The sequence below is a fragment of the Blautia sp. DFI.1.216 genome (assembly GCF_020594215.1).
Taxonomy (GTDB): Bacteria; Bacillota; Clostridia; order Lachnospirales; family Lachnospiraceae; genus Blautia_A; species Blautia_A wexlerae.
In genome coordinates, this window is sequence record NZ_JAJDML010000031.1 from 13,578 (window position 1) to 26,827 (window position 13,250).

General features: G+C 41.6%; 15 protein-coding genes, 1 other RNA gene and 1 pseudogene. 3 read left to right on the plus strand and 14 right to left on the minus strand.

Going from position 1 to position 13,250, the window contains the following annotated elements:
- The first annotated feature begins 14 nt into the window (after positions 1-14).
- Positions 15-140 carry a DUF6783 domain-containing protein gene (locus LJE11_RS20430; protein ID WP_306452304.1) on the plus strand — a complete coding sequence of 42 codons (126 nt, stop codon included), beginning with the start codon at positions 15-17 and terminating at the stop codon, positions 138-140.
- Here the strand turns inward: LJE11_RS20430 and LJE11_RS20435 are convergent.
- From LJE11_RS20435 to LJE11_RS12365, 7 genes and pseudogenes are all read right to left on the minus strand, one after another.
- A pseudogene (locus LJE11_RS20435) lies at positions 99-197 on the minus strand (DUF6783 domain-containing protein); the annotation flags it as partial. The gene LJE11_RS20430 and the pseudogene LJE11_RS20435 sit on opposite strands and share 42 nt — an antisense overlap.
- A gap of 108 nt (positions 198-305) precedes the next feature.
- A complete protein-coding gene (locus LJE11_RS12340) occupies positions 306-1,934 on the minus strand; it encodes a putative polysaccharide biosynthesis protein (protein WP_008703496.1) in 1,629 nt (542 codons plus the stop codon).
- Positions 1,935-1,979: 45 nt separating this feature from the next.
- Entirely contained in the window at positions 1,980-2,654 is a 675-nt protein-coding gene (gene ung, locus LJE11_RS12345; protein WP_008703498.1) for a uracil-DNA glycosylase, read from the minus strand.
- 32 nt (positions 2,655-2,686) lie between these two features.
- Positions 2,687-3,445, minus strand: coding sequence for an imidazole glycerol phosphate synthase subunit HisF (gene hisF, locus LJE11_RS12350; protein ID WP_008703500.1), 759 nt, complete (start codon positions 3,443-3,445; stop codon positions 2,687-2,689).
- 1 nt (position 3,446) lies between these two features.
- Positions 3,447-4,085 carry an imidazole glycerol phosphate synthase subunit HisH gene (gene hisH / locus LJE11_RS12355; protein ID WP_008703502.1) on the minus strand — a complete coding sequence of 213 codons (639 nt, stop codon included), beginning with the start codon at positions 4,083-4,085 and terminating at the stop codon, positions 3,447-3,449.
- Positions 4,086-4,304: 219 nt separating this feature from the next.
- Complete coding sequence (locus LJE11_RS12360; protein WP_020993967.1) at positions 4,305-5,849, minus strand: sensor histidine kinase; 1,545 nt, start codon at positions 5,847-5,849, stop codon at positions 4,305-4,307.
- Positions 5,846-6,526, minus strand: a complete 681-nt coding sequence (locus tag LJE11_RS12365) for a response regulator transcription factor (protein ID WP_020993968.1) — start codon at positions 6,524-6,526, stop codon at positions 5,846-5,848. The genes LJE11_RS12360 and LJE11_RS12365 overlap by 4 nt, the downstream gene beginning before the upstream one ends.
- A 557-nt stretch (positions 6,527-7,083) precedes the next feature.
- Here LJE11_RS12365 and ssrA point away from each other — a divergent pair.
- Positions 7,084-7,432: a transfer-messenger RNA gene (gene ssrA / locus LJE11_RS12370) on the plus strand.
- A gap of 77 nt (positions 7,433-7,509) precedes the next feature.
- Here ssrA and LJE11_RS12375 read toward each other — a convergent pair.
- On the minus strand, positions 7,510-7,653 hold the full coding sequence (locus LJE11_RS12375; protein WP_008703512.1) for a hypothetical protein: 144 nt from the start codon (positions 7,651-7,653) through the stop codon (positions 7,510-7,512).
- Positions 7,654-7,868: 215 nt separating this feature from the next.
- Between LJE11_RS12375 and LJE11_RS12380 the strand changes: the two genes are divergently transcribed.
- Positions 7,869-8,417 carry a Uma2 family endonuclease gene (locus tag LJE11_RS12380; RefSeq protein ID WP_008703513.1) on the plus strand — a complete coding sequence of 183 codons (549 nt, stop codon included), beginning with the start codon at positions 7,869-7,871 and terminating at the stop codon, positions 8,415-8,417.
- Positions 8,418-8,469: 52 nt separating this feature from the next.
- Here LJE11_RS12380 and LJE11_RS12385 read toward each other — a convergent pair whose 3' ends face one another.
- The 6 genes from LJE11_RS12385 to LJE11_RS12410 form a co-directional block, all read right to left on the minus strand.
- Complete coding sequence (locus LJE11_RS12385; RefSeq protein ID WP_157618787.1) at positions 8,470-8,634, minus strand: hypothetical protein; 165 nt, start codon at positions 8,632-8,634, stop codon at positions 8,470-8,472.
- A gap of 24 nt (positions 8,635-8,658) precedes the next feature.
- Positions 8,659-9,666, minus strand: coding sequence for an aldo/keto reductase (locus LJE11_RS12390; RefSeq protein WP_008703517.1), 1,008 nt, complete (start codon positions 9,664-9,666; stop codon positions 8,659-8,661).
- Positions 9,667-9,783: 117 nt separating this feature from the next.
- Positions 9,784-10,341 (minus strand): elongation factor P, encoded by a 558-nt coding sequence (efp, locus tag LJE11_RS12395; protein WP_008703519.1) that lies wholly within the window; start codon positions 10,339-10,341, stop codon positions 9,784-9,786.
- Positions 10,342-10,484: 143 nt separating this feature from the next.
- On the minus strand, positions 10,485-11,009 hold the full coding sequence (locus LJE11_RS12400) for a shikimate kinase (protein ID WP_008703521.1): 525 nt from the start codon (positions 11,007-11,009) through the stop codon (positions 10,485-10,487).
- Positions 11,006-11,509, minus strand: a complete 504-nt coding sequence (locus LJE11_RS12405) for a YqeG family HAD IIIA-type phosphatase (protein WP_008703523.1) — start codon at positions 11,507-11,509, stop codon at positions 11,006-11,008. Before LJE11_RS12405 ends, LJE11_RS12400 begins: the two co-directional genes overlap by 4 nt.
- 94 nt (positions 11,510-11,603) lie before the next feature.
- Positions 11,604-12,965, minus strand: coding sequence for a citrate/2-methylcitrate synthase (locus LJE11_RS12410; protein ID WP_008703524.1), 1,362 nt, complete (start codon positions 12,963-12,965; stop codon positions 11,604-11,606).
- Positions 12,966-13,250: the final 285 nt, after the last annotated feature.

A 13,250-nucleotide genomic window follows, 5' to 3' on the forward strand; every position in this document is an offset into this window, starting at 1 on the left:
ATGGATATATTGCAATGTATTTTACCTTGCAATATATCCGCCTTAGAGCGTGTCTGAAAAAGGCTTTCTGTAAGATGTGCGTCACAATTTGTGGTATATTTTGCCCGGATGAGGGCGCCGTAGCGAGCTACGGCAACTGAATTCGGGTGAAATATCCCGCAATCTACATATCCTGCTTTGCGAAAAGCATTTTTCAAACGCGCTCAAAAAAAGAGTTATATTTCAGAAATTTTAAATGTGTTTCTATTTCAGAAATACATTTAAACCATGAAATATAACTCTTTTATTTTTTATAACTTCTGTTTTTAATTATTCTGCCAGAACGGAAGTTTCTCTGCAATCCTTATCAGATAGCTTCCACCCGGAATTCTTCTAAGCTGTGATTCTGACGGCTTGCTGATGATCAGGTAAGCAAACAGATAAACAACCGCAGCAACAGGAATGGAAACGATCAGACAAATGAAATTGGATTTTACAAAAATGTTCAGTCCATAGCAGATACAGCCTGCAACAATTCCCATGGGAACAGATGCAAGAATAGGATACAGATATCCTTCTTTCCATGGATTCTTATACTGCAGATATTTCTTCATGGCTCTGTCATTTAACACACATACAACCACAGAATAGATCACCATTGCGATCAGCAGTGCATAAACTCCAAGGTTTGTAGTAAACAGCAGCACTACCACTACCACAATGTCCACAACCAGTGCGATTGCAGCCGTAATCACCGGAATCCTCTGCTGTCCGATTGCCTGCAGAACTCCATTGGAAATATTTGACATTCCATTGAGCAGGATCGAAAAAGAACCAAGGATCAGCAGGTTGGCTGCCAGTCCTGTGGAATTTCCGTAAAGCAAAAATACAATCGGCTGTGCAAGCACTGCCAGTCCCATTGCACATGGGGCGGAAACTACCATAGAAAGCTGTACGGTCTGGTCAATGCACTCTCTGGTCGCTTCAATGTCTCCGGTGGCATACAGGGCGGAAACCTCCGGAATCATGGAAGTAGGTGCCGTACTGGACAGCGTCAGAGGAATATTAATAATTGTCATAAAGTAAGTAGCATACTCTGCATATAAAATACCAATCTGTGCCGCATCTCCACCTCTTCTTCCCAGAATATCCGAGAAAAGATACCCATTGATATAAGCATTTACATTATAAACAAAGGCGCTGAGAATGATCGGCGAAACAACCAGGATAATCACACGAAAAATCTCTTTGTAGGACTCTTCCTGATGTCTGTGGTCCTTCTCTACCCGGTGCAGGATTTTTCTGCGGTTCACACCATATACCAGAAGCATGAATGCCAATGCAGTCACCACTCCGGCTCCGGTTCCTACTGTGGAACCTGCTGCCCCCCATTTTGCAATGCTGTTCTCTGTTCCATCTGAGAATGCATTGATGAATCCCCAGGCTGCCAGAAGACTGACTGCCGCATTAAATACCTGCTCAATGATCTGGGAGATAGATGTTGGCATCATATTTCTGTATGCCTGAAAATATCCTCTGAATACCCCAAGAATACCGGACAAAAAAATCGTCGGAGCCAGGATCTGAAGTGCCGGAATTGCATCCTTCTGATTCTGAGGGATGATCAGCCCTGCTCCAAAGAGACAGAACAAACCGACCACTCCGCCAATCACCATGGCATAGATCATGGCACCCTTAAAGAACTTATGTGCATTTCTGTAATCCTTCAGAGCAATACGCTCGGAGATCAGCTTGGATACCGCCTGTGGAATACTAAAGGATGCGATCATCAGAAGGATCATATAGGCATTCTGCGCAAGGCTTGTATAGCCCATTCCAAGGCTTCCTATAATATTGGAAAGGGGACTCTTGTACAGAAGACCGATCACCTTGGAGATCATAGCTGCAATCATCAGAAAGGATGCATTTTTTACTAAATTGTTTTTCTGATTCATGTTATCACTGTGTGTCTTTTACCTGACTACACATTACCTCTTTTCTTATATATTTTCTATCTGCCAGTCGATTGGTTCCAGACCATTGGCAACAAGAAATTCGTTTGTTTTACTGAAATGTTTACATCCGAAAAATCCCCTGTAAGCAGACAGAGGACTTGGATGAGGTGCCTCCAGAATCAGATGCTTCGGATTATTCAGCATGGATTTTTTCATCTGCGCCGGACGTCCCCAGAGCAGAAATACAATAGGACGGTCCTGCTCATTCAGAACCTGGATCGCAGCATCCGTAAACTGCTCCCAGCCGATCCCCCTGTGTGAATTTGCCTGATGGGCGCGTACAGTCAGAACTGTGTTCAGAAGAAGCACCCCCTGCTTCGCCCACTTCTCTAGATAGCCGTTATTGGGGATATAGCATCCACAGTCATCATGAAGCTCCTGATAAATATTCACCAGGGACGGCGGCGTCTCCACTCCTCTCTTTACGGAAAAACAAAGCCCATGAGCCTGCCCGTCATTATGATAGGGATCCTGACCCAGAATCACTACCTTCACTTCGTTTAACGGTGTAAAATGAAATGCATTAAACAGATCATCCGCAGGAGGAAAAATCTTCCTGGTCTGATATTCTGTCATCACCGTTTTATATAATTTTGCATAATACGGCTGGTGAAACTCTCCCTTCAGGGCTTCCAGCCAGTCACCTGAAATTGCTGACATACCTTATCCTTCACCTCTTATATTTTTCGTGGTCATCGTCTGACAGAAATTCCCCTGTCAGACAGATAATCCTTCACCTGAGAAATCTCCAGTTCTTTATAATGGAACAAAGACGCAGCCAGTGCAGCATCTGCTCCCCCTTCGGTCAGTGCATCATAAAAATGCTCCAGTGTACCTGCACCGCCTGATGCGATCACAGGAATGGAGACAGCATCAGCAATTGCTCTGGTAAGAGCCAGATCATATCCTGCTTTTGTACCGTCACAGTCCATACTTGTGAGAAGGATTTCCCCTGCACCCAGAGCTTCCACTTTCTTTGCCCACTCTATGGCATCAATCCCTGTATCCAGTCTTCCGCCATGTTTGTAAATATTCCATCCGCCGTCTTCTCTGCGCTTGGCATCAATAGCCACAACTACGCACTGGCTTCCAAACTTGTCAGCCGCCTCACTGATCAGTTCCGGTCTGTCAATTGCTGCAGAATTTACGGAAATCTTATCTGCTCCTTCTCTCAGCAGTTTCTTAAAATCATCTACAGTACGGATACCGCCGCCTACTGTAAACGGGATAAATACATTGGCAGCAACCCGTCTTACCATGTCAACTACCGTATCTCTCTGTTCGCAGGATGCTGTAATATCGAGAAACACCAGTTCATCTGCTCCTGCTGCATCATAGGCTTTGGCAATCTCCACCGGATCACCCGCATCGCGAAGCTGCACAAAATTTACGCCCTTTACCACACGTCCGTTATTTACATCCAGGCAGGGAATAATTCTCTTTGTAAACATTTTATTTTCCCTCCTTCTCAGTATTGCCGTCTTTTCCCACAGCAGCAAAATTTTCAAGTATCTTCAGTCCCCATTTGCTGCTCTTTTCCGGATGGAACTGGCAGGCAAATACATTGTCCTTTTCTACGGAAGCATGAATACAGGTGCTGTATTCTGTAGTAGCCTTTACAATCTCAGGCTCCTCTGCCTGCAGATAATAAGAATGCACAAAATATACATAGGTCTGTTCCGGGATTCCCTGAAACAGTCTGCCATTATTCTGAAAATGCAGGGAATTCCATCCCATATGTGGAATCTTAAGCCCGGGCGCAGGCGGAATCTTAACAATTTTCCCTTTCAGGATTCCAAGGCCTTCCACCCCCGGTGTCTCCTCGCTGCTTTCAAAAAGGAGCTGAAGTCCCAGGCAGATTCCAAGAAATGGCGTCTTCTTCTCTACAATCTCATGGATCACAGGTACAAGTCCGTATGTATGAAGATTCTCCATCGCCTGTCCAAAGCTTCCCACGCCCGGCAGGATTACTTTATCCGCATTTAACAAAGTCTGCGGATCGCGGGTTACTGTTGTTTCTTCCCCAAGATAATGAAGTGCTTTTTCTACACTTTTAATATTTCCGGCATCATAATCAATTATTGCAATCATGTTATCCTCCTGATGTCATTATCTGTTTTCCTCATTATGGTAATCCAAAGGTTTTCCGGATCACATGTCAGACCGGAATAAAATATCCGATCAAAACGCTCCAATACAGTATAACCCAAAAACAGACAGTTGCAAAGTGCTTTCTTTGCTTCTGTCTGTTTTTATTCCGGTCATACTACCGGTTACTGTTCACTCCGTTCACAATACCCGGATATCTTATCACTGCCTGCAATCCAGAGTGAACCAGAACTCCACGCCATTATCATAATTGCATACCCCATATTTCTGGTTCATACTCTCAATGATTGCCTTAACAATTGAAAGTCCGATACCACTTCCGCCATATTCTCTTGTCCGTGCCTTATCTACTTTGTAGAATTTATTCCAGAGATTTGGGATATCCTCTTCTGGAATCGGAGTACCTGTATTAAATACGGTTACTTTCACACAGTCCTCTTCCTGAAGAACCTTAATTTCTACTTTTCGTTCTCCGTCCAGATGGTTCAGTGCATTGCTTGTATAATTGGTCACAACCTCTTCAATCTTAAACTCATCCGCCCATACATATACAGGTTCTGTTTCTTCAAAAATCACAGTTGCTTCTTTCTGTTCGATCATAATATGCATAGAACCAAGTACACCCCTGATCAGAGATACAATGTCAAATCTTTCCATCACCGGGGCATCTTTACCGGACTCCAGCTGATTCAGCGTCAGCAGGTTTTTGACCAGCTTGTTCATCTTTGAAGCCTCATCCATAATAACTTCACAGTAAAATTCCCTGCTTTCCGGATCATCGGAAATATTTTCATTCAGCCCCTCCGCATATCCCTGGATCAATGCAATAGGAGTTTTCAGCTCATGAGAAACATTATCAAGAAATTCCTTACGCATCTCATCAATTTTAATCTTATCTTCTATGTCTTTCTGAAGCTTGTTATTAGCCGATTTCAACTCTGAGATCGTGCTCTCAAGTTTTCTGGACATTTTGTTAAAGTTATCGCCAAGTACATCAATCTCATTACCTGCCCTGCTTTGATATCTGGCATCAAAATCCAGATCAGACATCTTCTCTGATAATTTGGTCAGTTCACTGATCGGGCGGGTAATACGATTTGTCATCACAAGAATCACAATACCGCTGACCACAATTATGATTATTCCTACAATGAAGTAAAAACTGTTGGAAATAGATGCACTTTCCTTAATACTTTCCAGAGGAGAACGGATCAGGAAATAGTAACCATTATCAAACTGTCCCCAGCATTCCACATATTCCATGCCTGCAAAGCGATCATGCACCTGCCACATGGTACAGGTATCTGTCTTTTTGAGCACACGACTGTGCTGCATATCCTGATCCAGATTATTAATATACCCAAACAGCTTACTGCGGAGCATTTTTGCCATATTATTCTCTCCCCAGTAATAATAACCGCTGTTTTCCTCATTTACTATGATCCAGGTAAGGTTATTTCTGGAACTGCTCCTCTCAATCTCATCCGAAATCTCATCTGTTGCCCCTTTTTTGTCCTCTTCTATATCTGTATCATACTGCAGGATGTCATCCAGATTCATCTGAGACAACACTTCTTTTGCCTCCTCCAGCACTTCTACTTTTTTGGATACATAATATTTTTCAAGAAAAAGACCATTGATCAGAGTAATGGTAAAGATCGAAAGCAGTAACAGACATATAAACACTACTGAAATCTGATGTTGCAGAGTATGAAATTTTTTATCTGTTTTTCCGTTTCCTGTCATTCGTCTACCTCAAACTTGTATCCCATACCCCATACAGTCTTTATATATTCACCTTTATCTCCCATTTTACTTCTGAGCTTCTTAACATGGGTATCAATCGTACGGGCATCTCCAAAGTAGTCATAATTCCATACAGAATTCAGGATCTTTTCTCTGGAAAGTGCGATTCCCTGATTCTCCAGAAAATATGTCAGAAGTTCAAATTCCTTAAAGCTCAGTTCCATAGGCTTACCATCCACAGTAGCCAGATGTGCTGCTTTATCTATAACAATGCCGCCTGCTGAAATCACATCTTCAGGATTATTCTGACCTGTACGTCTCAGAATTGCCTCCACTCTTGCAACAAGGATTTTCGGACTGAATGGTTTGGAGATGTATTCATCTACCCCCAGATCAAATCCAAGAAGCTCATCTCTCTCATCACTTCTTGCAGTCAGCATAATGATCGGAACTTTTGAGTTCTTGCGAATCTCACGGCAAACTTCCCATCCATCCATCTTCGGCATCATGACATCCAGAATGATCAGTGCGATGTCCTTCTCCTCATAAAAGATATCCATAGCTTCTTCACCATTACCGGCTTCCAGTACCTGGAAATTCTTCTTTGTCAGGAAATCCTTTACCAGCTTTCTCATGCGGCTCTCATCGTCCACCACCAGGATTTTTAATGTATCCATTTGATCCCCTCCGTTTTTCTTCATTATTTTCCGAAACAGTTTTTACTTTTTATTTATACTGTTTTCCGAGTATTGTTAAAATCCACGACTGTTCAGCGCCTTTACAGCCACAGCGCAAAATCCGGGAAAATCGCCCTCAGCAACAGATTTTATCTTTCATATGGTTACTATAGCAGAGATTTATGTAAGATTTGTGAACATATGACAGAAAAATTATAAGTATTGCTGTTCACAACACCAAATAGCCGTTACTGTTCACTCCGTTCTCAGTAACGTAGCCAAAATTCATTCCAAATTGCCTGCGGCAATGGAATTTTGGCTTGTATGTCTCGGGATTTTGGCATATTCATGCCAAAACACCTCGCGGGATAATGGTAAGTGAACAGTAACAAGCAGTCTCAAATATAAAAATCTTCTTGACAAATTCTGTTTTTATTTCTATACTGTTAATCAGTCGATATATCTTATATAATGAATGATATATCAATATTAAAAAGTGCTTTCGTCTCATCACCAGTGCTGTTTTATGAAAAAACAGCGTTGCAGACTCATTTTCAGGGCTTGTACTGGTTTCGACGGGGGCTTTGAAGTTGGGGAAGCCATCCGCAGACTCCCAGACTGCGTACCAACCGGGAAACTAAATATAAACGCAGACGAACAGTACGCGTTAGCAGCCTAATTGCTGCTCGTCAGCCCTGATGCACTCACACTTCAGGAATCTGACGTCGACCATGTGAGAAACCTTGCCGGGTAAGCTTTGCCCCGGTAGATGTATCATGAAGCTACTAAGGTTGTAAGCCTGTCGGTGGGCGTACATCCAAGGGAATGTTAAAACAGCGACTGTGATGGGAGATGCCTCAATGAATAGGCTTTCGGACGCGGGTTCAATTCCCGCCAGGTCCATAAAAATTCCTTGATTTTATAAGGGTTTTATCTCTTGGTTTTTTTAAGTAAGCAAGTGTAATCAAGGCATGATAAAGAGTTTATCCACAAAGTGATACTTTACGGATAAGCTCTTTTTTATAGTCTGATTCGCTTACATCATATGTGTAGAAATTTTCATTTACTTCTGGTGTGTTTCCAATCAGGACAGCAGTTGTCACTGAATCTGCACCATTTACACGCATACGTGAATTTAAAGTCCTGCGAATAGCATGTATACTTTTAACCGGAATTTTTGCCTGTTCATATTTATAACGAGCACATTCAGAAATAGATTCTGGTGTACAATGACCTGTGACAGTAGCAAATTACAAATATAAAAAAGAGCTGCTGCCAGATGGTCAGTGTTGAATATTTTATGTAAATCCACTATAATATAATCAAAAAGGAGCGTGATCGTATGGCTTTACTCAAAGAAGAATCTTATACCATTGAAGATATTTATGCTCTGCCAGATGGCGAAAGAGCCGAACTGATTGACGGACACATCTATTATATGGCACCACCATCGTACAAACATCAGAAACTCGTCATGGAGCTTTCCGCTATCATCCGTAATTATATAAAACAGCACAAAGGAACTTGCGAAGTGCTTCCTGCACCATTCGCCGTATATCTTGATGAAATAAATAATACTTATGTCGAACCAGATATATCTGTGATTTGTGATCCAAACAAACTTGATGATAAAGGATGTAAAGGCGCACCAGACTGGATTATTGAAATTGTATCGCCTGCAAGCAGAAAAATGGATTATCTCCTGAAACTTTTCAAATATCGTTCCGCAGGTGTCCGGGAATACTGGATCGTAGATATCGCAAAAAACAGAATTACAGTATACAACTTTAATCATGATTATTCCATTGAAGAATATTCGTTCACTGATACTGTAAAAGCTGGAATTTACGAAGATTTATCTATTGATTTCTCAGAAATAAATATCCTGTAAAATCTGAAAAAGTTGGTAATACATCCCTTCTATATGGGATTTTACCAACTTTTTATTGTGCTTGTTCCATGGCATATCCGATAGTTTGATTACCAAAACACATCTGGTATTCTTTATGGCGCCAAAGGATTTTAATGATGATATCCTCATCTGCTACCAATCGTCCCACTTTCTTTTGAGCAAAAAAAGACACACCATCTCCATAAAAAATATCCACAGGATAATTCCCTGTGGATGTTTTTTATTCACCAAACTGTTGTGCACATTCTTTCAGCATTTCGCGGATTGGCAGATGGTACGGACATCTGGTTTCACATTTGCCGCATTCTATACAGGCGGAAGCCTTCACCGCAAGAGAACTGTAACGGTTTCTTGCCCAGTCTCCCAGCCCGTAACGGTTAAGATAGCCTGCGAACAGGAACACACCCGAAATATCGATTCCCACACTGCATGGAGCACAGTAATTACATCTGCGGCAGAAATTTGTGCCAAGCTGATTCCGTACTTCCTGAACTTCCTCCAGTTCTTTCTCGCTTAACGGGGAATCATCAAGACAGGCCTTTATATTCTCCTCGATTTCCTTCGCTTCCGCCATTCCCGGGATCACAATAGTAACGTTCTTATTCGAACAGACATAACGCAATGCCAGCGTTCCATTTTCAATTGCACCACCGGCCAGAGGTTTCATATCAATAAAGCCGATGTTTTTCTCCTCACATTTTGAGATCAGCTCTTCCCCCTGACTCTCTACAATATTATATGGAAACATAATAGTTTCCACCCAGTCAAGCTCCAGAGCCCGGGCAAAAACCTCCACAGAATGAGCGGTCAGACCAATATGTCCGATTTTTCCTGCTGCTCTTGCCTCCTGCAGTGCTTCAAGGGCACCACCGGCCGCCTGCACCTGATCAAGCTGTTCCATACTCGGATTATGCACCTGGTATAATTCAATATGATCTGTACGAAGATTATGAAGACTCTTCTCAATATCTTCAGCCATGGCTTCCTTTGTACGTGCCATGGACTTTGTGGCAATTATAAATCTGTCCCTGATACCTTCCAGTGCATATCCCAGATATTCTTCACTGACCGTATATCCTCTGGCTGTATCAATATAATTTACTCCCCGGTCTGCCAGCTTATGCAGCAGTGTCTTTGTTCCTTCCGCATCAATTTTCTGGATCGGTATCCCGCCAAGGCCCATTCTGGAAACCCTGAGACCGGTTTTTCCAAGTGTTACATATTCCATATTTTTTTCTCCTATTTTCAATCAGAGATAAAAAACTGCCACCGGATCTTACCGATGGCAGTTTTTATCTCTTTACATCTGTCGATCAGACAAAACAAACAACTGGTTTCATCCTGATTATACTCGAGAAAGATATTCTCCTGTTCTTGTATCGATTTTCAGTTTGTCGCCCTGGTTAACAAACAGCGGAACCTGAACCTGTGCACCTGTTTCTACAGTAGCCGGTTTTGTAGCACCCTGTGCTGTATTTCCGGCAAATCCTGGCTCTGTCTCAGTAACTTCAAGTTCTACGAACAGAGGAGGCTCAATAGCAAATACATTTCCGTTGTGGGAACAGATCTTAACCATCTCGTTCTCTTTAACGAATTTAAGAGAATCTCCAACCTGATCTTTTGTAAGACCAACCTGATCGTATGTCTCTACGTTCATAAAGTAGTACAGATCACCATCATCATACAGATACTGCATATCTACACGCTCAATACGTGCAGCCGGGAATTTCTCTGTTGGACGGAAAGATTTCTCAAGAACTGCTCCTGTAATAATGTTTTTGTATTTTGTTCTTACGAAAGCAGCACCCTTTCCTGGTTTTACGTGCTGGAATTCAACGATCTGACATACGTTTCCGTCAATTTCAAGTGTGATACCGTTTTTGAAATCACCTGCTGAAATCATAGTTATATTTCCTCCTTAATAGTACAGTTCAGCAATGCTGTGTCTTTTGACAACAACAGCCGTTCAAAGTGTGTGTCCCTCTCATGCTTTTCTCAGTTTTGTGACACACTCTTATTTAATTTTATAATATTCTGCTGTTTTTTTCAACTATTTTTTACACATGTTTTTAATTTTTCTTCAAGCTGACCAATCAGATCCTCAAATGGCTTGTCTCCTGTGATCATCTCAACATCTGCAAACTTTGTATAAACCGGATCGCGCTGTTTAAGAAGTTTTCTGATCTTATCTTCTTTGTCTTCTCCCTCGATCAGAGGATTGCTGCTGGAATTTTCCAGTCTCTTCTTCAACGTTGCATAAGATCCCTTCAAATATACTACAGTTCCCAGTTTTTTAATATATTTTGCATTCTGTTCCTGCATCGGAAGACCGGATCCCAGAGAAATGATCTTCTGTTCCGGATCATCGATCAGTGCCTTGATCACAGTTGTCTCAAGAGCTCTGTAAAATGGTTCTCCGAATCTGTCAAAGATTTCTTTCATTGTAAGGTTCATCTTCTTTGATACTACGCGGTCAACGTCTACAAAAGGAAGATTGAAATCTTTTGCCAGCCGTTTTCCTACTCTTGTCTTACCTGAACCCATAAATCCTATGATAACAATATGGTTCATGAATTCCCCTCCTCTTTGCGGTAAAAATATAGTACAATTCTTTCAAGATATCGTTTCAATACGATCTGAATCTCTTCTTTCGGATTAAGTGGTTTCACCAGAATATTCCGGATTCCTGTGCGTTTCGCACCATATATATCAGTAAAGAGCTGATCTCCTATAAAAACTGTATTACTTCTGTCTGTCCCAAGAAGTTCCATTGCCCTGATATAATTTTTTGTTGAAGGCTTGTGTGCATTCTCGATAAACTGCGCTCCTATCGCATCATTAAAAGAAGAAACTCTCTCGTACTGGTTGTTTGACAGAAAACAGCATTTAAATCCAAGTTCCTTCAGATGTGCAAACAACGCACATGCTCTCTCATCTGCCGGTGCACCATGAGGTACCAGAGTATTATCTATATCAAACAGAAGTCCTCTGTATCCCTGCGCATACAGATCATCGAAGTTTATCACATAGGTAGAATCCAGATATTCATCCGGAAAAAAGCAATTAAACATCCATAGTCATTTCCTTTATTTATATTTTTCTGAAAACAAGATCAGCGATAAGTGTCTGACAGTACGCTGTCCCCGAAATACTGAATCATTATGATCAGCGTTCATTAAGAGGAACATATACTGCCGGTTCCAGAACATTCTTATATGCCGGACGGATGATCTTATCTGCATTAATGAGCTCTTCCATACGGTGTGCACTCCATCCTACGATACGTGCAACTGCAAACATCGGTGTATATAATTCCAGTGGCAGATCCAGCATACTGTACACAAAACCGCTGTAAAAGTCTACATTGGCGCTTACACCTTTATAAATACGACGCTCTTCTGCAATTACTTCAGGTGCCAGACGTTCCACCATAGAATACAGGGCATAATCTTTCATTCTGCCTTTTTCCCTTGCCAGAGTTTCCACATATGCCTTGAAAACTTCAGCTCGCGGATCAGACACTGAATAAATCGCATGTCCCATTCCATAGATCAGTCCCTTCCGGTCAAATGCCTCTTTATGAAGAAGTCTCTTCAGATATGTCCGGACCTCGTCTTCATCCTTCCAGTCCTTAACTTCCTTCTTCATATCATCAAACATCCTGACAACTTTAATGTTGGCACCGCCATGCTTTGGTCCCTTTAATGAGCCAAGTGCTGCGGCAATCGCAGAATATGTATCAGTTCCTGATGAGGAAACCACATGAGTTGTGAATGTAGAGTTATTACCTCCGCCATGTTCCATATGAAGGATAAGCGCAATATCCAGGATCTTTGCCTCCAGATGTGAATACTTCTTATCCGGGCGAAGCATTCTCAGAATGTTCTCTGCTGTGGTAAGTTCTTTCTTCGGATTATGGATATAGAGACTCTTATCTTTAATATAATGGTTATAAGCCTGATATCCATAAACAGATAAAAGCGGAAATACACTGATCAGATTCAGACACTGTCTGAGCACATTCGGCAATGATGTATCGTCAGGATTGGTATCATAAGAATATAAAGTAAGCACACTTCTGGAAAGCCCGTTCATGATATCCTTGCTCGGAGCCTTCATTATAACATCACGCACAAAATTTGTAGGAAGTGACCGCTGATTTGCCAGAAGCTGTGTAAAATCTGCAAGCTGTTTCTTATCCGGAAGACTGCCAAATAATAAAAGATAGGTAACTTCTTCAAATCCATATCTGTCATCTTCGATAAATCCTCTGGTAAGATCTTTGATATCATATCCTCTGTAGGAAAGACTTCCAGCACATGGAACTTCTTTGCCATCAACGATCTTTGTGGCTTTCACATTAGAAACCTGAGTCAGGCCTGCAAGAACCCCTTTTCCATTAATATCACGAAGACCTCTCTTCACATCATATTTTGCATACAGAGAAAGATCCAGACTTGTATGTTCCTTGCAAACCTCCGTCAAATTTTCAATTTCAGGTGTTACTTTGGTTTTAAATCCCGCCATGTAATAAATCTCCTTTCTTCACAATTCTCTCGATAATGATTCCCTCCTCGTTTCTGTCATCGCAACAATTTGCAGATGCACATCTCTGTAAATATTATAGCATTTTTTTCTCTTTCGGTCTACATCTTATATATTCTGTTTCTGAACATAAAAAACCAGATTACCGCTTACTGTTCACGCACTACTGTCCTGCGAAGCAGTTATTCGGTTATGAGCAAGTAGCGAAGCGGATTGCGAATATCCGCTTGACTTTCCATTTGCAGTTTCTTACGGATACATGTCAAT

What these genes read in the sequence shown, in the direction of transcription:
- LJE11_RS20430 (WP_306452304.1), top strand. Translation starts at nt 15, where the DNA reads ATGTATTTTACCTTGCAATATATCCGCCTTAGAGCGTGTCTGAAAAAG.
- LJE11_RS12340 (WP_008703496.1), bottom strand. Translation starts at nt 1,934, where the DNA reads ATGAATCAGAAAAACAATTTAGTAAAAAATGCATCCTTTCTGATGATT.
- ung (WP_008703498.1), bottom strand. Translation starts at nt 2,654, where the DNA reads ATGTCAGCAATTTCAGGTGACTGGCTGGAAGCCCTGAAGGGAGAGTTT.
- hisF (WP_008703500.1), bottom strand. Translation starts at nt 3,445, where the DNA reads ATGTTTACAAAGAGAATTATTCCCTGCCTGGATGTAAATAACGGACGT.
- hisH (WP_008703502.1), bottom strand. Translation starts at nt 4,085, where the DNA reads ATGATTGCAATAATTGATTATGATGCCGGAAATATTAAAAGTGTAGAA.
- LJE11_RS12360 (WP_020993967.1), bottom strand. Translation starts at nt 5,849, where the DNA reads ATGACAGGAAACGGAAAAACAGATAAAAAATTTCATACTCTGCAACAT.
- LJE11_RS12365 (WP_020993968.1), bottom strand. Translation starts at nt 6,526, where the DNA reads ATGGATACATTAAAAATCCTGGTGGTGGACGATGAGAGCCGCATGAGA.
- LJE11_RS12375 (WP_008703512.1), bottom strand. Translation starts at nt 7,653, where the DNA reads ATGCGTGTAAATGGTGCAGATTCAGTGACAACTGCTGTCCTGATTGGA.
- LJE11_RS12380 (WP_008703513.1), top strand. Translation starts at nt 7,869, where the DNA reads ATGGCTTTACTCAAAGAAGAATCTTATACCATTGAAGATATTTATGCT.
- LJE11_RS12390 (WP_008703517.1), bottom strand. Translation starts at nt 9,666, where the DNA reads ATGGAATATGTAACACTTGGAAAAACCGGTCTCAGGGTTTCCAGAATG.
- efp (WP_008703519.1), bottom strand. Translation starts at nt 10,341, where the DNA reads ATGATTTCAGCAGGTGATTTCAAAAACGGTATCACACTTGAAATTGAC.
- LJE11_RS12400 (WP_008703521.1), bottom strand. Translation starts at nt 11,009, where the DNA reads ATGAACCATATTGTTATCATAGGATTTATGGGTTCAGGTAAGACAAGA.
- LJE11_RS12405 (WP_008703523.1), bottom strand. Translation starts at nt 11,509, where the DNA reads ATGTTTAATTGCTTTTTTCCGGATGAATATCTGGATTCTACCTATGTG.
- LJE11_RS12410 (WP_008703524.1), bottom strand. Translation starts at nt 12,965, where the DNA reads ATGGCGGGATTTAAAACCAAAGTAACACCTGAAATTGAAAATTTGACG.